The following is a 21343-nucleotide window of genomic DNA, read 5'->3' on the forward strand; positions in this document are numbered from 1 at the left end:
GCAATACGTGCGACCCCCATTAGCGATTTCCGCTTAAGCGGAAATCACCTCGTTATGCTTGATCAAAATAATCAGCCTCCCTTCCAAAAATCTATCGGCCCGACACCTTTATTAACTCATATCTACAGCTATGGGAACAAGTGAGAGAACAATTATAATCAAACTTTACCTGTGTTAGAAATATTAAATAACTGGATCATACTGCTCATACCTTGGATGAGTATATATGGATGTTGCGCTGGCTGGCAACCCCATGGACCGCTAAGGACAGCCATTTGAAGTTGCCCCAACGTTTGTCTATCTCGCTTCGGATGATTCGAGATTTGTGACCGGGCAAGTATTACATGTAAATGGAGGACAAGTGTTTGCATGATGGCAACAAAAAACTCAGGGCTTTTAATTTACCCCTCCCGAGTTTTTACCAACTCCTAATCGACGTACACTGTTTTATGCACCAACATTTCTAATTTCGCTTCCAAATCATCCTTGGAAATTTCTTTGATATTAGTCATTGCTTTAATTTCATTTAAACTAAATCCATTTCTTATTAATTCGACAAACTCCAGGTCACTTTTTGCTTTTGACATGATTATGAATCTACTTTTCTATTATAAAATAACGACGGTAGGCTAAAACAACCGATCCAATAAAAATAATCGGTATAAGAATAAACATCAATAAAAATTGCCTAAATGCAGCATTCTCCAAAGGTTCCTTTAAATCTGTCAAAGCTGCTAAACACGAAACAAACAGTAATAGGATAAACGCACAAATACTTAAGCAAATTTTGGTTTTATGATTTGGATATAGTTTAGAAACAATAAGTACAGAAGTTAACATGATCACTAAGATGACTCCAACAAATAAAACTGCATTTTGTGAAATCGTACCATTTGTTAAAAAGACGGTTCCAAATAATAAACATGCCGTTACAATCAGCATTAAAACATTTTTCATGATTTTGACCCCCTAGTACGGAATAATTACACCTGTTCGAACTACCCTCACTGGTGCTTTTGTTGTATATGGTAAAACCTCATCTACTGTCCCGGTAAGAATAATGCCTGCAACATAGATTTGATTGGGAGCTTTTTGCTGCAAAGACTTCAGCACTTCTTTTGCGCCAACTAATTTACTGGATTTTTGCTGCAGAAAAGTGATATACTGCTCTGCCCCTTCCGTAAATGGCTTATTCGATTCTACAGGAAATCCAAGCGCTCTATCTCCATCAATCTCACTAAAATCCTGTTTAAATGCCAAAGAAGCTTGAGATTCCGCAGCTTCTTCATAATAATGATCTTGCAATAACCATATCCAGCTTGATGTTGGAAAAGTTTGATTGACTTCACTCAGTGTTAATTCCTCACGAAAGGACAAAGCCACTTCCACACTATAAAAACCGGGCAATGACTTTAAGTAGTCTATGTCATTGTGAATCGCCTCCATTTTAGGCAAGTGAAATTTAACCACTTTATAATCGTTTTTATAGGGTTTTCCATTAATTTCAATAAAAGACGAATTATTCAACGTCGCTCTCGTTCCTAAAATCGTATGAAATGTACTATTCGAGTTCCAATTTATTAAATGTCCATTCACTTCTTTATACGCCGATGCATTAGATCGGCCCGCAACGATAAAATAATCGTACGTTGATCCTCCAGGGTATACATTCGCACCATACATATGATAATAATCACTTGTTTCTTCCGTATCCTTATACATTCTTTCATACATAAAATATTGCCCTATATACAAAAGTGCCCACAGAAGAATTAAAGTACTAATTGTTACAATTACAGATACGACTATGTTTCTCTTTATCGATTTTCGCTTGGCTTTTTTCACTAAGTCAGAAAATGAATCTTCTTGTTCGAAAATTGATTTTTCATTCATTGATTCGATCCTCCCTCTAGCAGTGCGACCAATTTTTGTTTTGCTCTTGCCAATTGTGTTTTAATTGTTTTATCAGTTGTATCAAATAGGACAGCAATATCCTTTAATGAAAAATCCGCGCTATATTTCAACAAGAGAATTTCCGCTTCCTTTGGTTTCATTTGTTTTAAAGCACGTTGAACATCTAGCTGTAATTCTTTTCTCAACAAGACATGCTCCGGTGTGTCATAATCAAAAAGTTGACCCATATCAAATGCCAATATGTATTTTTCGTGGGATTTTCTTTTCTTCAATGAATCATAATATTTGTTAATCGCTACCCGATATAGCCAAGCCTGTGCGAAGGTTATTTCGATTCCATCGATATACTGGAGAAATTGAATGGCTGTATCTTGCATAATATCTTCAGCATCTTCCTTACTTGACCCCATTTTTATTAAGGTTAGGTAGACGGAATGCATTTTGTTCTGTAGTGTTTTCCCAAATGCCTCATTCATATCGCCCCTCCTATATGTATAACGATTGAGATAGAAAAAGGTAAACAAAAAATAACCCCCTTTCAGAGGTTATTTCTATCGTATCTTATATTAATGACCTAGTTCCCTTAGTATCCTATTTTTATTTTAGATTGATTGATTTACTTCATTATAAACAATGTAAATATATAAAATATATAAATCTTTTGTACCCTTTAAAAAGTGTTTAAAATCTTTTTTTAATATCGCAAAGAAAAAACCTCCAAGGATAATAAAATTCCTAAGAGGAGGTTTTTAGATATTTTCTACTTTTTATTCATTCGCCTTTTTAACCCACTCAGCCACCGTAACCGTACGCTGCGCTTGATGCTTAACAGCACCTTGTACATCTTCAATCATCTTACCATCTTGTCCTACCGTGACACTTGTACCGTAAGGGTTGCCACCTGCGCCAAACAGTACCGGGTCAGTGTAACCAGGAGGTACAATTATAGCGCCCCAATGCATCATAGAAGTATATAAAGCTAAAATAGTTGCTTCTTGGCCACCGTGGGGATTTTGTGCAGAAGACATAGCACTTACAACCTTGTTAACAGTTTTGCCAGATGCCCAAAGGCCGCCCTGAATATCTAAGAATTGTTTCATTTGAGAAGCAATATTGCCAAATCTTGTAGGAGAGCTAAAAATAATCGCATCTGCCCATTCTAAATCGTCGGATGTTGCAATTGGAATGTCTTTCGTCGCGTCAACTGTCGCTTTCCATGCTTCATTTCCTTGAATAACTGAATCCGGAGCTAACTCTTGGACCTTTAAAACCTTTACCTCGGCTCCTACTTCCTTGGCTCCTTCTTCTGCCCATTTAGCCAACTGAAAGTTTGTCCCACCCATGCTGTAAAAAACAATAGCTAATTTTACGTTTGTCATTTTTTTCTCCTTATTAGAAAATTTTCATAGCAATTGTATTTTTTCTTATACTTAGATTTCTATTCCTAAAAAGATAGATAACGAAGAAACAGGCAATAGCTTCTTAAGAATAGCCGAAGAATAAATAGAAAATGCTATTTAAATACGGAGCACTTGTTTACGTCAGGAGGAACAGCATTGCTCAATCATATAACAAAAGCAGTACCCAATTTATTCACTATCGGAAATTTATTATGCGGTGTTCTTTCAATCACCTTTAATATGAGTGGTTTTTTTCAAGCAGCCTCTATTTTAATCTTTATATCGGCTATTTTGGATCTCTTTGACGGAAGGATAGCAAGAAGATTAAAAGTGAACAGTGAATTTGGCGTAGAACTGGATTCCTTAGCTGACATTGTTAGTTTCGGTGTTGCTCCCGCACTAATATTTCATTCGTTAGCCTCATCATCGATTTTGGCCTCTTTGGCATTTTTTCTTTTTCCAACGATGGGTGCATTAAGATTGGCTAAATTTAGCGTCCAACCAACCATCGGGTATTTTCAAGGATTGCCTATTCCTGCTGCTGGATTACCGTTGGCAGGTATGGGATTGTTTTTATATAGCAATGCATGGATAACCTTAATCCTAGCTCTTTTAATGGTCAGTCCGATCAGGGTAAAAAAACTTTAAGTTTATATTCATGTCACTATCCCAAATTAGTTTTAGTTACACGAATATTCATTCCGAAATGAGAAATTAATAATAGGGGAAAGAACTATCTGGATGTTTGAGGGGGGTTAAATTGTCTCTAAAATGGATCATGCTCGTCATATAATACTATAAGTGCCCATCCCGTGTTTGCATGATAATAAGCTTCAGCCTCTTTAATAATTTGCATTTGCTACTTCGTCATTGTTAATATAGTCACGTACATTTGAAGCTTTCCGAAGTTGTTCCAATACGTCATCATTTTAAAAAAAGCTTTCGTTAATTTTTTTTTCTGCTCTCCCGTCAATTTTTCGTAATTAACCATTTCTCTAAATGGAACAATAATCCCAAATTCCTTCTCAAAAAGCTACGCAAAATCCTTTAATTTTATCACTGATTTGCCTTTTACATATTTATCTAACGTTTCTTTAGTAATATAATCCACTTTTAACCACCTTCCTTTTTCTTTCATTATAGCATACGACTCGGAAGAGATTTTTACTATGGGACTAATTCAAAAAAATCCACTTTGATAAAAAATTTATCAAAATGGACTTAACCTTTCTTTTTTTGAATCTTTACGGAGCAGTCATTATGACTAACAGAAATCCCCACTTTTTTATTATGGTGCAAGACGTGTGCAATCTCTTGGAAATGCGCTTGCTTCGCGAACATTAGACAGTTCTAAAAACTTATATACTAATCTCTCTAGTCCAATGGCAAAACCACCATGTGGGGGACATCCGTATCGAAATGTATCAATATACGACTGAAAGTCTTCTACATTCAAGCCTTTTTCTTCAAAAGAAACCATTAGCAAATCATGCTCATGTATTCGCTGTGCGCCTGACGTAATTTCCAGCCCTTTATACAACAAATCAAAGGAATCCGTAACCGCGGGATTATCTTTATTCGGCATTGTGTACATGGGTCTCGCTTCTTTTGGATAATGTGTGATGAAGACAAAGTCGCTGCCATACGTTTCCTTCACAAATTTTCCAAGCAGCTTTTCGCCTTCTGTATCTAAGTCTCCTATTGGGGATACTTTTCGATACCTTGTTTTCAAAATATGTTGGGCCTCTGTCAGTGTTATCTTAGGAATCTCTATTATGTTAGGAACAGTAACTTCTAGTAGATTTAATTCTTTTTCACACTTTTCCGCTACCTTTTTAAACATATATCTTAAAACATCTGTTTCTAGCTCCATTACTTCATGAAAATCCTGAATAAAGCCGAACTCTACGTCTAATGAAATATATTCATTTAAATGACGGGAAGAGTTGTGATATTCTGCCCGATAAACTGGAGCAACTTCAAAAACGCGTTCCAATCCACCTGTGACCATCATTTGTTTATAAAATTGTGGTGATTGGGCTAAATAGGCTTCTTGTTGGAAGTAAGGAAGTTTAAAGACATTTGCTCCTCCTTCTGCTCCTTGGGAAACAATTTTTGGTGTAAATATTTGTGCGAAATCATTCTCTATTAAAAATTCACTAAACGCGCGCACAAAGGTGGATTGGACTTTAAAAATAGCCTGTACTCGTTCATGCCGAAGCGATAACACCCGTTCATTTAACATTTGATCCAACCCAACTTGCAGCTGTCTTTTATTCACCTCAAACGGAAGGCGCTCTGAAGTGTTTAACACTTTCACTTTCTTTACAAGTATTTCTACACCTAAGTCTGTTTTTGACGTTTCCACAAGTTCACCAACAATTTCAACTACACTTTCCATATCCACCTTATATCCCGCTAATTCGTTTTCCAACACACATTGTATGACACCAGATCTATCACGTAATAATAAAAAACTTATATTTCCTAAGTGGCGGATTCTTTTCACCCAACCTTGTAGTAAAACTACCTTTTCAATAGATGATTTACATTCACGAATGAGTGACCGTTTCAATGTTTTATCCATGTTTTCTCCTCCTATATTTTCGTATTTATTTACATTATCGTTGTCATCGTTGTCATCGTTGTCATCGTTGTCATCCACGGCCACTCACCTCCTTTAAAGAAATACAAAAATCCGCCCCTAAAATAGGGACGGATTTTTCCGCGGTACCACCCAAATTGTCAACATGACCACTTAGACCTAATAACGGTAGGTGCCGTTGGCTTTTACTAAATATCACGTTCAAAGCTACGCTCACAGGTGTCTTTCCACATGCGGTATCGCAATCTTTTCAGCACCGATTGCTCTCTTTAGACCCTTGCATGAGTACTCTTCCTGATCAACACTTTTTATATATTGTATAGTATTTTATTGATTTGTCTTTAAAATTGCAAGATATTTTTGATCGTCTATTGATTTTTTTATTAGATTAATTTGAAGCAACTGGCGTTTTCAATAGGCTTCTCCTAGAAAACTTTGAATTCTAAACTTTGTGAATATGATATGATTAATATGGCAAGTATTTTTCAATAGAAAACATTGAAAGCGTGGAATTATTATGTATAAAGTATACTGCAGAGTTTTTCAGGGGGTTATGAAAATAGTTTCTTTATTCATGCCTTGGCGTGAACCTGAGTTATTAGAAGGAGAAAACAGTTTGATCAAACTGCCTGAACTTTTTAAAAGTATTAAAATTAATAATGTTTTAATCGTCACTGACCCGGGAATTGCCTCTGTTGGTTTGATGGGCGAATTTCTTGATCACTTAAGATTTGAAGGAATCGAGTACGTAGTGTATGACAAAACCGTCCCCAATCCAACTGTAGAAAATATCGAGGAGGCATATCAACTGTACATATCCAACAACTGTATGGGGATTGTTGCTTTTGGCGGTGGTTCCCCTTTAGATTGTGCGAAAGGGGTCGGGGCACGAGCAACAAGACCCGATAAGAGCATATCACAAATGAAAGGTTTATTGAAAATATTAAAAAAGACCCCACCCTTGTTTGCGATTCCTACCACAGCTGGTACTGGAAGTGAGGCAACAGCAGCAGCAGTTGTTTCCAATAAAAAAACAAATGAAAAATACGTATTAATGGATCTTTCACTTATTCCACATTACGCTGTTCTAGACCCACTGCTTATCGTAAATCTCCCAAAACACATTACCGCTACTACAGGGATTGATGCCCTGACACATGCCGTAGAAGCATACATTGGGAAAGGAAACACTACGGAAACAAAAAAATATAGTTTAAAAGCAATACAATTAATTTTTGAAAATCTTTATGAATCCTATTCAAACGGTGCAAACATTCAAGCTCGTAAAAATATGCAAAAAGCGGCATATTTGGCTGGGATGGCTTTCACCCGTGCATATGTCGGTAATGTACATGCGATTGCCCATACCTTGGGTGGTTTCTACTCCACCCCCCACGGACTTGCGAATGCTGTTATTCTTCCATATGTTCTTGAATACTATGGTGAGACTGTTCACAAGCCTTTATCTGAGCTTGCAGATATTGTGGGAATTGTTGATCCAACAGATACTACTGAACAAAAAGCCATGAAGTTTATAGAGGCCATTAAGAAGTTAAATGTAAAGATGGAAATTCCAAATAAAATCAGTGGGATAATGGATGCAGATATTCCTGTGATGATTAATCGTGCTTTTAAGGAAGCTAATCCACTTTATCCTGTACCTAAGATTTTTAGCAAAGAGGACTTTTTCCACCTATATCAACTACTCAGAGAATAAGTTTTTTTCAAAACTTCAGATGAAAAAGGTGAATTTACAAAATGGGAACTTTTACTACTCTAGTTACGAAACAAAAGGGTTTCTTTAGGACAGGAACGACAAGAGATATAACGTATCGATTAGATGCACTTCAAAAATTAAGAATAGCCATAAAAAGTAATGAACAGGTCTTGATTGATGCTTTAAAAGAGGACTTAAATAAATCTGAATTTGACGCGTATACATCTGAAATTGGTTTAGTTCTTGAAGAAATACGTTTTGCTATTAAACATCTGCGTTTATGGGTGAAACCAAAAAGAGTAAAAACACCTATTACTCATATTGGAGCGCGAAGTTTCATTTTATCAGAGCCATATGGAACAGCGCTCATCATCTCTCCATGGAATTACCCGTTTCAATTGGCTATTGTGCCATTAATCGGTGCTATTTCTGCTGGAAACTGCTCAGTCATCAAGCCTTCTGAATTAACTCCGAAAACTTCTAAGGTATTAGCGAAACTTATTAGTGATTTATTCCCCGAAGAGTATATTTCCGTTGTTGAAGGCGACGCGGAAACGAGTCAGGCATTGCTTAATGAACAATTTGATTATATCTTTTTTACAGGAAGCGTTTCAGTCGGGAAAATTATTATGGAGGCAGCAGCTAAAAATCTAATACCTGTAACCTTAGAATTAGGTGGGAAGAGCCCCTGTATCGTTCATAAGGATGCGAACATTAAGCTTGCCGCAAAACGGATAGCTTGGGGGAAGTTTACCAATGCGGGACAAACCTGTATTGCACCAGATTACTTGTATCTACATAAAAGCATTAAGAATCAATTCCTCCAGCAATTCAAAGAAACAACGATTGATTTGTATGGGAAGCAGCCTTTAACCAATGAAAACTTCACTAGAATAGTAAGTGCGAGGCACTTTGGGCGACTTACTTCCTTCCTTGACAATGGGGAAATTTTTATAGGAGGAGGCTATAATCAAGAAAAATTAACGATAGAACCAACAGTCCTTACGAATATCACTTGGGAAGATCCAATTATGCAGGATGAGATATTTGGGCCAATCCTTCCTGTACTTGAATTTGAGGAACTGCCAGATGTACTGGAAGGAATTCATCGTCACCCAAAACCGCTTTCCCTCTATATCTTTACAGAAAATAATAAAGTTCAAGAGAAAGTCCTTAGCGATGTTTCTTTCGGTGGGGGCTGTGTAAATGACACCGTCTATCACTTTGCCTCCCCCTACCTTCCATTTGGCGGTGTAGGAAGCAGTGGAATTGGCGCCTATCATGGAAAAGGAAACTTCGATTCCTTTTCACATCAAAAAAGCATCCTTAAACAAACGACATTATTCGATATACCTTATCGCTATCCAAATGTTAAGAACGGGCTTCAAAAAATAAAGTTTTTCATGAAATAACATAGCTAAACTCGGGTTCCTTAAAAGAGCAGTCAAATATTTACTGTTTTAAGAGATCCGATCCCAATCTGCTGTATACTAATGGAGCTTTGATGAATAAGGCAGGAAATATCAAACTGGTACCGAATTAATCATTATACTTGGAACAATGGGGGGCAGAAAGGTATTTCTATACTTGTTGGTATTAATTGCACCTGATCAGTTTTTGATTAGTTCCTTTAATGACATTCCGGAGGTGCATTGTGAAAGAATCAGTGATTAAGTTTTATGATGACTTTTCAGAAGATTACCACCTTATTTATTTCGATTGGGACGGTGCCATAGTACGTCAAAGTAAGATTTTGAATCGGTTAATAAAAGATAACCTACCTCATTTAAATAACCGTCCAATCTCACTCCTAGACTGCTCCTGTGGCATAGGTACACAAGCGATAGGATTAGCAAAAAAGGGGTATATAGTTACAGCAACGGACATAAGCCCTGCTTCAATTAAGAGGGCTGAACAAGAGTCCGAGTCACGCGGGGTCAAAATTACCTTTGGTGTTGCTGATTTCCGTTCCTTGAAGGAGGATGTATCAGGAGAATTTGATGTTGTTATATCAGTTGATAACGCCATTCCCCACCTTCAATCTGACGATGATCTACAATTAGCAGGCCAGAATATGTATTCAAAATTACGTCAGGACGGCTTATTGGTTATCTCGATAAGGGACTATGACGCGCTATTACACGATAAACCTCGTGCCACTCAGCCAAGTGTCTTTGATAACGGGAAACGGATAACATTTCAAGTGTGGGATTGGCTAGATGACTCAAAAACGTATACTGTAAATCAATTTATGATTCAAGACATTAACAATCAGTGGGAAACGAAACATTTTTCAACAAATTATCGTGCCCTTAAACGACAAGAGCTTAGCACAATTCTAATTTCCTGTGGATTCACTGATGTCAGGTGGCACATGCCTGAGGAATTAGGCTTTTATCAGCCAATTGTTACTGCGCGTAAACGGTGAATATAAGATAAATTTTGTGTCGAAGAAATGTGAAAATCTAGGTGTATTAAATACAGTTCGGTAAATTAAGTATTGTAAATTAATGTTTTAATAAATATCTTGTTTTTAAATTCAAAACAATAGAATTAGAAAAATATATCAATTACTACAATACGAAACGGATGAAGGCAAAATTAAAAATGAATCCGGTGCAATACCGAACTCATTTTACTCAAGCTGCCTGGTGAAATAACCTTTAGGGGTCACTTCATATTCGGGGTTTTTTTATAGTCTAAAACGACTATTTCCTACTTATCAAAGATCCTTCTTCCAGCCTTGACTAATTCATTGGCGATAATTGGGATAAGGGAGATTCCAACAACAAACAACCAGTCCTTTCCAGTTAACACATGGATGCCAAAGACGTCATGCAAAAATGGAATATAGACCAATGCTGCTTGAATGGCTATACCAAGGACAATAGCACCGATTAAGTATTTATTAGTGAATAATCCAATTTGGAAGATTGATTTTTTCTGACTTCGTAAATTTAAGGAATGGAAAAGCTGCGACACACTTAATGTGATAAATGCCATAGTTTGAGCATGTGTAAGAGCATCGTTAGTTATATTTCCAAAATCTATTGTAAAAATTGAACTCGCCCCTGAGTAAAATCGAAGTCCTTCTACAAAAGCAAATAGTGTGATAAATCCAATCAAAAATCCGTTTAGTAATGCAAATGTACCAGAGCCCTTAGCAAAAATACTTTCTTTTGGATTGCGTGGTTTTTCTTTCATCACATCTGGATCATCGGGATCCATCCCTAGTGCAATGGCAGGAAAAGTGTCTGTTATTAAGTTGACCCACAAGATTTGAACAGCCGTTAAAGGAGTTGGCATGCCTAGAAGAACTCCAATAAAAATCGCTGTAATTTCTCCAAGATTACAAGAAAGCAAAAACAAAATGGATTTTTTAATATTTTGGAAGATATTACGCCCTTGTTCAACAGCTGCTACAATGGTTGAGAAATTATCATCCGTTAGAACAATATCTGCTGCACCTTTTGCTACGTCCGTTCCGGTAATTCCCATCGCCACCCCAACGTCAGCCTGTTTTAATGATGGGGCATCATTGACACCATCACCAGTCATCGAAGTGATATGACCATTTTCTCTTAATGCTTTGACGATCCTTACTTTATGCTCTGGTGAGACACGGGCAAATACGCGAGTTTTTTCCACTTTTTCTTGAAGTTCCACATCACTTATTTCATTCAATTGTTGGCCTGTCATTGTTTCAGATATACTGCTTGCAATGCCGAGGTCTTGAGCGATTGCCAAAGCTGTATTTTGATGGTCTCCTGTAATCATCACCGTACGAATACCGGCGTCTTTACACTCAGCAATCGATGCCTTTACTTCTTCCCTTGGCGGGTCAATCATTCCAACGATACCTAAAAACGTTAAATTCTCCTCCAATTGATGATTAAATTCTTTTTCAGAGGAAATATCTCGTTTTGCTACAGCTAATACACGAAGTGCTTCTTCGGACATTTGATTGGAAATAGCGATAATTCCATTTTTATCTTCCTCTGTCATTGGCTTAATCGAACCATCTATAAAGATTGATGTCATTCTTGGCAGCAGTCGGTCTAAAGCACCTTTCGTAATCGAAAAAAGTTGATTTCCATTTTCATGTACTGTCGTCATCATTTTTCGATCAGAATCAAAAGGAATTTCATACACGCGTTTATGTTGGTCTTCCAATTCCTTTTTTGTTAACCCCGTATACATTCCTGCTGCAACTAAAGCGATTTCTGTTGGGTCCCCTGCTTGTTTGTCATCATTCACAACCGCATCGTTACAAAGCATCATCCCTTTAATAAATTGAAGAGCCACTTCACTTTTTATATGAATGTTTGCTAATTCGGTAAATTTTCCGCCCACATACACTTTTGTCACGGTCATTTTGTTTTGTGTTAATGTACCTGTTTTATCTGAACAGATTACACTAACAGCACCTAAAGTTTCAACAGCTGGAAGCTTCCTGACAATTGCATGGTGTTTGATCATTTTTTGAACTCCAACAGCTAAAACAATGGTTACAATTGCAAGCAGACCTTCTGGAATGGCAGCTACTGCAAGGCTAACAGCTATAAGGAACATTTCTAATACTTCGCGGCCTTGAAAATATCCTACAAAGAACATAATGATACAAACGAGAATAGCACCAATTCCTAATATTTTCCCTAACTCGTCTAGTTTCTTTTGTAGTGGAGTACTTTCTTTTCCTTGATTTCCTAACATCTTTGCAATTTTACCGATTTCTGTTTCCATTCCAGTATGAACCGCAATCCCGATGCCTCTTCCGTATGTAGATAGTGTAGACATAAATGCCATATTCCGCTGATCACCAAGAGGGATTTCACCTTGTTCCAACGAAGTAGCGATTTTATCAACGGGAACAGACTCACCGGTCAATGCTGATTCTTCTATTTGTAAATTTGCGGTTTCAACTAAGCGTAAATCAGCGGGAATAAATCGACCGGCATCAATAAAAATAACATCTCCTGGTACTACTTTTTCTGAAGAAATTTCTTTGACGACCCCATCCCGCTTCACGACAGCACTCGGTGTAGACATTTTTTTTAATTCTTCTAAAGCTTTCTCTGCTTTTGATTCCTGTACAATGCCAATCACTGCATTTAACACAATAACAATTAAAATGATAACTGCGTCACTGATTTCACCAACAATTCCCGAGATGACAGCAGCTGCAATGAGAATATAAATTAACATGCTGTTCATTTGTTCCAAAAGCATTTTCCAAATGGTCGGTTTCTGACCCTCTTGAAATTGATTTGCACCATATTTCCGTAAGCGTTCTTCAGCTTCTTGGTTTGAAAGCCCCATCTCAATATTTGTTTGTAATTCCTTCTTTACATCTTCAATCGATTTTGAATACCACAAAGACACCAAAACCCACTTCCTTTTAGAGTTTGAAATTATCTTTATTTTATCTTTTATTTTCAAAATAATCGACAATATTTGGATAAAATTCCATGATTTTGCACCCCCATCCAAAGTTTTAATAATTATTTAAGAACTTCATAAGAAGTGATTTAGAATTGCCTCGTATGATGTATACAAATCAATATTACAGGAGGTAAATAACGTGGAAGAAAATAATCTGAGGGTTCGAGCAGGAAGAATTATATATTTCATATTAGCCATCATATTTGCATTATGTATCATGGTCCAAATTTATTTTGCTGGGGTGGCTATCTTTTTAGACGGCTCAGCCTGGTCTAAGCACATGATGTTTGTTCACCTATTTGGGTTTAATATACCTGTTTTAATGCTGATTTTTACTTTTGTAGGAGCTTTACCACGCTGGGCATATTTTCAGCTTTCCGGGGCATTTATCTCAATTTTCCTTATGTACTTTACGGCAAATATTAAAGCCATTTTGCCATGGGTTGGTCCATTGCATGTCATTTTGGCCTTTTTATTATTCGCTTTATCATGGTCCATTGTGTTGAAAACATGGAAGTTGCTTTTTAAAAGGAGTGAATCAAATTGAAATTGATTATTTCCATTTTTGTAGGAATTATTGGTGGGCTCGTTCTCGGTATAGCCTTATCAAGTATGATTGGAATTTTCGGTATCGTTTTTCTAAATCAACCGATTGGAATTAAGTATCTTCCTTTTTACACAGCAATACTTTGTGCTGTTGTAGTACCGATTTGGAATAATAAGGTGAAGACTGTCAAGCACTCTTGACAGTCTTATTTCTTAGCTGGATGATAATAAATATAATTCAATACTTTAACATTTATGGGTGATAACATTGTCTATTAAGAAGCGATTAATTTTATCAAATATAGGAATGATTATTATTCCAATTATTGGTTTCCTTTTAGTAGAAATCATATTGGGATACTTATTGTTTGTCGTTTTTAAAGGAAATCCTCATGGCTCAGAGATAACCACTTTTCTCAGTCTTCGATTTATTGCGATGGTGATCATTTTAATCATTACAAACGGATTATTAACGTATTACGTATCAAAAAGTATAATCACCCCAATTAAAAATCTATCTATCGCGGCAAAAAAAATTAGTGAGGGGAATTTGGAATATAGCGTAGCCTCACCTAATAAGGATGAGCTTGGAGAGCTAAGTCAAACATTTGAATCAATGCGTCTAAAACTGAAAAGGGCAAAGGCAGCTCAACAGCAATATGAACAAAATCGAGAAGAACTAATTGCGAGCATCTCTCATGATTTAAAAACCCCTTTAACATCCATAAAAGGATATATAAAAGGCATTCAAGACGGAGTGGCAAATTCTCCGGAAAAATTAGAACGTTATATGGACATTATTTATTCGACAGCGAATGATATGGACGGACTTATAGATGAACTATTTTTACATTCAAAGTTAGATTTAAAACAATTGCCATTCCATTTCGAGAAAGTGGACTTATATTCCTTTTTCGCTGATTTTGTTGAAGAATTAGCGTTTAACTTAGAGAAGGAACAAGGGACAGCTACCCTAATCGCTAATAAAAGTGATTCCTATGTAGTAGAAGCTGACAGAGATCAATTAAAACGTGTTGTAACAAATATTGTCCAAAACAGTTTGAAATATATGGATACAAATCAAAAAGAAGTGAAGGTTCAATTATTATCCAAACCGGACGAAGTCATTGTAGAAATGCAAGATAATGGAAGAGGTATGAATAAAGAAGATCTTCCTTATATTTTTGAAAGCTTTTACCGCACAGATACTTCAAGAAATTCTTCCACTGGCGGCAGCGGGCTAGGATTATCGATTGTTAAGAAAATCATTGAAGAGCATGGTGGAACCGTTTGGGCTAATAGTGACTTAGAAAAAAGAACTAGTATATATTTCACATTGAAGAAGGTGATATAAGTGCAAACCATTTTAATCATTGAAGATGAATTACATATTGCGGAACTGGAACGTGATTATTTAGAGGTCAATGGGTTTGAAAGCGATATTGCTACAAATGGTGAGGAAGGGCTAAAACTAGCTCTGACTAATCGCTACAGCCTAATTCTGTTAGATTTAATGCTTCCTGGTATCGATGGATTTCAATTATGCAAAAAGCTGCGGCAAACACTGGATATACCCATTTTAATGGTAACAGCTAGAAAAGAAGATATTGATATTATTCGGGGATTGGGCTTAGGTGCCGATGACTATATCGTTAAGCCATTTAATCCAAATGAGTTGGTGGCAAGGGTAAAAGCGCATATTTCCAGATATGACCGTTTAAATAATCATGGTGGTTACAAACAAAGTGATATTCAAATCGGTAATCTCCTCATTCAAATTGACTCAAGACGAGTGTACGTAAACAAAAAAGAAAAAATATTTACCGCAAAGGAATATGATTTATTGCACTTTTTGGCGACAAACCCTAACATCGTATTCGGTAAAGAACAATTATTTGAACGCATCTGGGGCTATGATTCAATTGGGGACACGACAACTGTTACAGTACATATTAGGAAAATCAGAGAAAAAATTGAAGATGATCCCTCTACCCCTAAATGGATCGAAACAATTTGGGGCGTAGGGTATCGGTTTAAAAAGTAATATGTTGTATTTGTACGAGGAATGCAGCGTAAATACTATATTGGAGGTATATCCTGTGGAGGAATTGCCGGTAGAACATTATATAAGGGGAATAAAGCTAGATCGTAATATTATCACTTCTTTTGATGACTATCCATTCCATTTACCAAGTATAAAAACTTTGGATGAACTATCCTTTCATCCCAATGTTACATATTTCATCGGCGAAAATGGCATGGGGAAGTCAACATTATTAGAAGCTATTGCGGTTGCTGTTGGATTCAATCCAGAAGGCGGTTCATTTAATTTCAACTTTTCCACCTATGATTCACATTCTCCATTAGAAAAGTATCTTAAACTGATAAAAGGAATCCAAAGGCCAAAAGATGGATTTTTCCTCCGTGCCGAGACTTTTTACAATGTGGCAACGAATATTGAGGAATTAGACAGTGAACCATCGCCGGGACCACGAATCATTGATTCATTCGGAGGGCTATCACTTCACCAACAGTCACATGGAGAATCTTTTTGGGCAACATTTATAAATCGCTTTCGGGGAAATGGCATTTATTTATTGGACGAACCTGAGGCAGCATTATCCCCGCTAAGACAATTATCGATGCTAGCACAAATCCATGAATTAGTTAGGAATGGGTCCCAATTTATCATTGCGACCCATTCCCCTATCATCATGTCATACCCTCATTCGAAGATTATAGAACTTAGCGAAGGCGGAGCAAAAGAAACTTTACTGGAAGAAACGAATCATTATAGTATCATGAAACAATTTTTTGATGATAAAGATAGATTACTACATCATTTGTTGAATCATTAATGAGGAAGCATCTCGCTTCTAAGTCAAAAAAGGAAATCCTCCTCATGTAGTAAACCCTATTTAATATGTAATAATTTAGAAATGAGAGTGTTCCGCAATGGAGTTACAGTTAAAAAACAGAGCAAAAAGGAAAAAGATGATAAAACCTCTATTAATAACTAATATTGTTATATTAATAGTTTTTGCAAGTATATTCATTTATCACTCTATATTAACCAGCGTTTCTAAATACCCACCTATTGGAGAATTAGTTAATATAGGAGATTACGAACTACATATGTACGCTGTTGGAAAAACAAACAAACCTTCCCACTATACTTTTAGAATCTGGTTCTGGTACTCCTTCTTCTGTTTCGGATTGGAGATATGTACAACCAGAATTAGCTAAAATTACAAGGGTGATTTCCTATGATCGCGCTGGTTATGGTTGGAGCGGTAATGCTCATAATGACCGAACAAGCGAACAAATAATAAAAGACCTTCACAAATTGCTGGAAGTTTCCGGTGAAAATGGGCCTTTCATTCTAGTCGGTCATTCCTTTGGCGGTTTCAACATGCAATTATTCGCACATCGTTACCCTAAAAAGGTAGCGGGATTGGTTTTGTTAGACTCATCTCTTGTAGGTAAAAGTCCTGAAATTTCTGATTCAGCTCTCCTACTACAACAATCGTTAAGAAAATTAGGTATTATGAGGTTAATGGGTGAACTAGGCGTATTGCCTGTTCCTGAAGCAGTTATGTCTGATAAAAGATCAAAAGAGTTTTTATACCGCAATTTTTATAATAAGGATCAGAAAAGTGAACTTAAGTTTATCACCACTACTGATGAAAATCTATTAAGTATCGTTCAAAAAGAAGGTTTAGGGGATATTCCTACTATAATCCTTTCCTCAAGAGCCGAAGAAAAGGAACATAAAGACTGGCAGACCTCGCAAGATGCTTTACTTCAACTATCCACAAACAGTCAAAGGAAAATAGTTGAACATTCTAGTCACTACATTCATCATGACCAGCCGAAAGTTGTGATTGATAGCATAATAGATGTATTAGAAAAAACAAAATAGCGATTAAAAACAGTAAGTCCTATGTACTTTGAAAAATGAGAAATTGAAACATTTCCGGCAAACTATATCTTCATTTTTTAACAGTCGTAGTTCTATACTATTCGGAAGCACTGACAACAATAAAAAAGTATCTGTTATCATTCTTAATTTCTATTGTTGTTTTTACGATCTTTTAGATTGCGCTCAATATATATTTTAAACAATTAAATTTTGATTTAAAAAGAATATGGCCATCACCTATGCTTGGTAAGAAAATAAAGATATTGCGTACCAACACCCCTGCCATTTTTATTTGAACAGCAGAAACTTTAGTACACGCATGCAGGTTCTGCTGTTTTCACTCACAATAGATAATTTTTCCTCTTGGGTTTCTTTATAAATCAAGCTATTAGGATTCTGTAATTTCGTATCACCATTAAACTGGTTTGTATTAAAAAAGAGCCAATTGATTGGCCCTTTTTTATAGAAGCAAATTATTGATTTCCTTTTTTAACCCATTCCGCAACAGTAACAGTACGTTTAGCTTGATGTTTCACAGCATCCTTAACGTCCTCAATCATTTTACCATCTTGACCAACCGTAACACTTGTTCCATATGGATTTCCGCCTGCTCCAAACAATACTGGATCAGTGTAACCAGGAGGGACAATAATAGCACCCCAATGCATCATGGAAGTATATAAAGATAACAATGTAGCTTCCTGACCACCATGTGGATTTTGTGCAGAAGACATGGCACTGACTACCTTATTCACTGTTTTACCAGTAGCCCATAGTCCACCTTGCGTATCTAGGAATTGCTTCATTTGTGAAGGCATATTTCCAAAACGAGTAGGGACACTAAAGATGATTGCATCTGCCCATTCAAGGTCAGCTGATGTCGCTACCGGCACGTCCTTTGTTGCGTCGACAGTTGCTTTCCACGCTTCATTCCCTTCGATTACCGACTGAGGAGCCAATTCTTGTACTTTTAATACTTTTACTTCAGCACCTGCTTCTTTTGCTCCTTCTTCTGCCCATTTTGCTAATTCATAGTTTGTACCACCCATGCTGTAAAATACGACTGCTAATTTAACGTTTGACATATTTTCCATCTCCTTTGATTTTTTTCCAAATAATTTATTTAAAAACCCCATGTATAACACCTTCTTTTTATTATTTTTTAATAATCCTTATAGGGACCACCCCCATTGAAAATGGTGAACTTCAAGGCTCTACTTTTTTATTCCCTATTGCACGGAATTTTATAATATAACCATTTCATACTTCTCACTTTCGAGATATTTGGGGTAATTTTACTTATTAAAAATGAATTTTCTATGATGTCCTACCTTTTAGCAGCAATTGACCAAGTGAATATAACTTACTACCATTCAAAACCATGTAAATTGACATGACGAGTAGGACAAGATCTAAAGCATAGCCATTTAAGAATCCATCTGGCAATTTCACAGTAAATATTGCACCTATCATGATTGCTCCAAATAGTAGTGAAACAAGCCGAGTTCCTAAACCTAGAATAATTGCAATACCACCGACCAGTTCAATAATAGCTACTATATATGCAAGAAATCCTGGAATTCCTATGCTATCAAACCAACCTACTGTATTTCCTATACCGCCTTGAAACTTTGCTGCTCCATTTGCTAGAAAAACAAGCCCTAACATAATACGAAGTAATAAAGTTCCGATTTCAGTTTTGTTTAACATAAGATGTCTCCTTGAATATTCATTTCCACTTAAGATAATACCATTTAATATATCTCAATTTCAAGATATATGTATATATATTTTTTACTCTAATATTAATACGACTATTTACTATGTTAAAAAAGAATAAATATAAACTAAATTCCATTATTTATTATTAAATATATGCTTGTTTCTTTTTTTCTTTGGCACGATATAGAGCTTTATCAGCACGATATATTAGTGTTTTGTAATTCGTTCCATCCTTAGGAAAAACTGCGATGCCTATGCTAGAGGTTGCTTGGATAGTTAAATCATTGATTTTGTATGTTTCTTGAAATGAAGAAAGCATCCTTTCGCCAATTTTGATAATAGTCTTTTCGTCATTTATTTCCTTCAGCAGTACAAGGAATTCATCTCCGCCAACTCGGCAAAGAACGTCGCTTTCACGTACACAAGATTTTAACCTTTGAACAAATTCTTAAAGGATATGATCTCCGACATCGTGACCATGGGTATCATTTATTGATTTGAACTTATCAATGTCGATATACATGATAGCGACTTTTTCTTTGGCTATTTTCGCAGCTTTAATAGATTTGGTAAATTTGTTTAAAAGTGTTTGATGTTGTTCTTTTGTCAGATTAACGATAAAAGGCGGAAACTTAATACCGTTTAGTTCCTTCGTTTCCCATCCAAGCATGTTTTGAAAAGCTGGATTTGCGTCAATTACTTCTCCATGATGATCAAGGGCGAAAATAGCATCTGTTGAATTACTCCAAATGAGATCCAATACATTATCATTCACAATAGTCTGTGATTCAGATTTCATGATGACCCCCAAATCCGCCGCTAACCGATATTATAAAGTCAAATACCATCTTCTGGCTGCTTCAACTTCCTCTACTGTTAATTGATGCCCTCTATTTTCCCAATGAATGTCGACTTTCGCCTTTGCCTGTTCTAATAATGACTGAAGTTCCATTGATTCGGATGGTGAGCATATTGGATCGTTTGTTCCCGCGGCAATAAACACGGATTTTCCGGACAAATCAGGAAGCTCCATTCCTCTTCTAGGCACCATAGGATGGTGAAGAACAGCAGCCTTTAAAGCATTTTGATAGTGAAATAATAAACTCGCAGCAATATTCGCTCCATTTGAGTAGCCAATGGCAATGATATTATTACGGTCAAATTCATACTTTTTCGCTGTGTCATCAAGGAACTGATTCAACTCTTTCGTGCGGAAGATAAGATCTTCTTCATCAAATACTCCTTCAGCTAATCTTCTAAAAAAACGCGGCATTCCGTTTTCTAAAACATTCCCACGAACACTCAATACCGAGGCTTCGTCATCAATTATTCCTGCAAGAGGCATCAGATCTAATTCATTGCCACCAGTACCGTGTAATAATAATAACGTTGGTTTTTTGGGGTCTTTTCCCTTATTAAATATATGCTTCATTTATTACCCTCCTTATGGTCTGTAGATGATTCTATTTGGGTCTCTCCATCTCAAAGATTTCTCCGATTTTAGCATAATTGGCACCAGCTAATCGACTTACTGCAGCCAATCCTCTAGGATCAATTCTTCCATTTTCATAAAGATCATTTTCAATATGAAACTGAATCACTTTTCCGATGATAAAATCACAACCAGGAACATCGTTATCTCCCAACTCCAAAGAATGCTCCAGTACACATTCCATGCGGATTTTTGCTTGTTTAACACCTGGAACTGAGATTTTGGTACTATCGACTTTCATTAATTGACCCAACTCAATTTCACTCTCATGTGGCGGCAGACTCGCAGCCGTTTTATTGATCTTTTCAACATTTTCTTCATCAACAATATGAACGACAAATTCCTTTTTCTGAATAATGTTCCTAGCTGTATCCTTCTGTCTGCCTCCAGGTCGCTGTATGGATAACGAAATCATTGGAGGATTAGAAGAAACAATATTAAAATAGCTAAAAGGGGCACCATTCAAAACGCCATCTTCGGATAACGAAGTCACGAAAGCAATAGGTCTTGGTATAATGCTTCCGATAAGTAATTTATAATTATCTCTTTCAGAATTTGTGTTAGGATCAATGGAAAGCATTGA

Annotated in this window: 21 protein-coding genes, 3 pseudogenes and 1 other annotated feature; of the genes and pseudogenes, 12 read left to right on the plus strand and 12 right to left on the minus strand. The window is 36.4% G+C overall.

The annotated features are described in order from the left end of the window. Positions 1–232: 232 nt before the first annotated feature. Positions 233–373: pseudogene (locus NQ185_RS11635) on the plus strand (SDR family oxidoreductase); the annotation flags it as partial. Positions 374–428: 55 nt separating this feature from the next. Here the strand turns inward: NQ185_RS11635 and NQ185_RS11640 are convergent. The 5 genes from NQ185_RS11640 to wrbA (NQ185_RS11660) all read right to left on the minus strand — a co-directional run bounded on the left by NQ185_RS11640 (position 429) and on the right by wrbA (NQ185_RS11660) (position 3293). Continuing rightward, the gene (locus tag NQ185_RS11640) at positions 429–587 is read right to left on the minus strand and encodes a hypothetical protein (RefSeq protein WP_257581975.1); all 159 of its coding nucleotides are present in this window, start codon (positions 585–587) and stop codon (positions 429–431) included. Positions 588–597: 10 nt separating this feature from the next. Continuing rightward, entirely contained in the window at positions 598–957 is a 360-nt protein-coding gene (locus NQ185_RS11645) for a hypothetical protein (RefSeq protein ID WP_257581976.1), read from the minus strand. Between the two features lie 12 nt (positions 958–969). Then, positions 970–1893 carry an anti sigma factor C-terminal domain-containing protein gene (locus NQ185_RS11650; RefSeq protein WP_257581977.1) on the minus strand — a complete coding sequence of 308 codons (924 nt, stop codon included), beginning with the start codon at positions 1891–1893 and terminating at the stop codon, positions 970–972. Beyond that, complete coding sequence (locus tag NQ185_RS11655) at positions 1890–2390, minus strand: RNA polymerase sigma factor (protein WP_257581978.1); 501 nt, start codon at positions 2388–2390, stop codon at positions 1890–1892. The genes NQ185_RS11650 and NQ185_RS11655 overlap by 4 nt, the downstream gene beginning before the upstream one ends. A 291-nt stretch (positions 2391–2681) precedes the next feature. After that, positions 2682–3293: an NAD(P)H:quinone oxidoreductase type IV gene (gene wrbA, locus NQ185_RS11660; RefSeq protein ID WP_257581979.1), complete on the minus strand. Its 612-nt coding sequence runs from the start codon at positions 3291–3293 to the stop codon at positions 2682–2684. 177 nt (positions 3294–3470) lie between these two features. Between wrbA (NQ185_RS11660) and pssA the strand changes: the two genes are divergently transcribed. Then, the gene (pssA, locus tag NQ185_RS11665; protein ID WP_257581980.1) at positions 3471–3962 is read left to right on the plus strand and encodes a CDP-diacylglycerol--serine O-phosphatidyltransferase; all 492 of its coding nucleotides are present in this window, start codon (positions 3471–3473) and stop codon (positions 3960–3962) included. A gap of 640 nt (positions 3963–4602) precedes the next feature. Here the strand turns inward: pssA and aspS are convergent. Further along, on the minus strand, positions 4603–5901 hold the full coding sequence (gene aspS / locus NQ185_RS11670; protein WP_257582055.1) for an aspartate--tRNA(Asn) ligase: 1299 nt from the start codon (positions 5899–5901) through the stop codon (positions 4603–4605). Positions 5902–6022: 121 nt separating this feature from the next. Beyond that, positions 6023–6230 (minus strand) — a binding site (T-box leader). 206 nt (positions 6231–6436) lie between these two features. Here aspS and NQ185_RS11675 point away from each other — a divergent pair. The 4 genes and pseudogenes from NQ185_RS11675 to NQ185_RS11690 form a co-directional block, all read left to right on the plus strand. Next, positions 6437–7636 carry an iron-containing alcohol dehydrogenase gene (locus tag NQ185_RS11675; protein ID WP_257581982.1) on the plus strand — a complete coding sequence of 400 codons (1200 nt, stop codon included), beginning with the start codon at positions 6437–6439 and terminating at the stop codon, positions 7634–7636. Between the two features lie 41 nt (positions 7637–7677). Next, complete coding sequence (locus NQ185_RS11680; RefSeq protein WP_257581984.1) at positions 7678–9048, plus strand: aldehyde dehydrogenase; 1371 nt, start codon at positions 7678–7680, stop codon at positions 9046–9048. Between the two features lie 242 nt (positions 9049–9290). After that, positions 9291–10064: a class I SAM-dependent methyltransferase gene (locus NQ185_RS11685; RefSeq protein ID WP_257581985.1), complete on the plus strand. Its 774-nt coding sequence runs from the start codon at positions 9291–9293 to the stop codon at positions 10062–10064. Between the two features lie 119 nt (positions 10065–10183). Next, positions 10184–10291, plus strand: a pseudogene (locus tag NQ185_RS11690) (IS3 family transposase); the annotation flags it as partial. Between the two features lie 60 nt (positions 10292–10351). On the opposite strand, the gene NQ185_RS11695 reads toward NQ185_RS11690, so the two are convergent. After that, entirely contained in the window at positions 10352–13018 is a 2667-nt protein-coding gene (locus tag NQ185_RS11695) for a cation-translocating P-type ATPase (RefSeq protein WP_257581986.1), read from the minus strand. Positions 13019–13217: 199 nt separating this feature from the next. On the opposite strand from NQ185_RS11695, the gene NQ185_RS11700 reads away from it, so the two are divergent. From NQ185_RS11700 to NQ185_RS11725, 6 genes are all read left to right on the plus strand, one after another. Beyond that, the gene (locus NQ185_RS11700) at positions 13218–13625 is read left to right on the plus strand and encodes a DUF6220 domain-containing protein (RefSeq protein ID WP_257581988.1); all 408 of its coding nucleotides are present in this window, start codon (positions 13218–13220) and stop codon (positions 13623–13625) included. Then, on the plus strand, positions 13622–13825 hold the full coding sequence (locus tag NQ185_RS11705) for a DUF5957 family protein (RefSeq protein WP_257581992.1): 204 nt from the start codon (positions 13622–13624) through the stop codon (positions 13823–13825). The genes NQ185_RS11700 and NQ185_RS11705 overlap by 4 nt, the downstream gene beginning before the upstream one ends. A gap of 58 nt (positions 13826–13883) precedes the next feature. Next, positions 13884–14978 carry a sensor histidine kinase gene (locus NQ185_RS11710; protein ID WP_257581993.1) on the plus strand — a complete coding sequence of 365 codons (1095 nt, stop codon included), beginning with the start codon at positions 13884–13886 and terminating at the stop codon, positions 14976–14978. Next, positions 14979–15668, plus strand: coding sequence for a response regulator transcription factor (locus NQ185_RS11715; protein ID WP_257581994.1), 690 nt, complete (start codon positions 14979–14981; stop codon positions 15666–15668). It begins immediately after the preceding gene. Between the two features lie 55 nt (positions 15669–15723). Beyond that, a complete protein-coding gene (locus NQ185_RS11720; RefSeq protein ID WP_257581995.1) occupies positions 15724–16482 on the plus strand; it encodes an AAA family ATPase in 759 nt (252 codons plus the stop codon). Positions 16483–16769: 287 nt separating this feature from the next. Next, positions 16770–17546, plus strand: coding sequence for an alpha/beta fold hydrolase (locus NQ185_RS11725; RefSeq protein WP_257581996.1), 777 nt, complete (start codon positions 16770–16772; stop codon positions 17544–17546). A 473-nt stretch (positions 17547–18019) separates the two neighbouring features. Here the strand turns inward: NQ185_RS11725 and wrbA (NQ185_RS11730) are convergent, their stop codons facing one another. The 5 genes and pseudogenes from wrbA (NQ185_RS11730) to NQ185_RS11750 form a co-directional block, all read right to left on the minus strand. Then, positions 18020–18631: an NAD(P)H:quinone oxidoreductase gene (wrbA, locus tag NQ185_RS11730; protein ID WP_257581998.1), complete on the minus strand. Its 612-nt coding sequence runs from the start codon at positions 18629–18631 to the stop codon at positions 18020–18022. A gap of 232 nt (positions 18632–18863) precedes the next feature. Continuing rightward, a complete protein-coding gene (locus NQ185_RS11735) occupies positions 18864–19256 on the minus strand; it encodes a DoxX family protein (RefSeq protein WP_257581999.1) in 393 nt (130 codons plus the stop codon). 157 nt (positions 19257–19413) lie between these two features. After that, positions 19414–20067, minus strand: a pseudogene (locus NQ185_RS11740) (sensor domain-containing diguanylate cyclase). Between the two features lie 30 nt (positions 20068–20097). Then, entirely contained in the window at positions 20098–20700 is a 603-nt protein-coding gene (locus NQ185_RS11745; RefSeq protein ID WP_257582000.1) for an alpha/beta hydrolase, read from the minus strand. 31 nt (positions 20701–20731) lie between these two features. Next, positions 20732–21340, minus strand: coding sequence for a flavin reductase family protein (locus tag NQ185_RS11750; RefSeq protein ID WP_257582002.1), 609 nt, complete (start codon positions 21338–21340; stop codon positions 20732–20734). Positions 21341–21343 lie beyond the last annotated feature (3 nt).

Origin of the sequence: Lederbergia panacisoli, from assembly GCF_024626525.1 — a bacterium.
GTDB classification, from domain to species: Bacteria; Bacillota; Bacilli; order Bacillales; family Bacillaceae_C; genus Lederbergia; species Lederbergia panacisoli.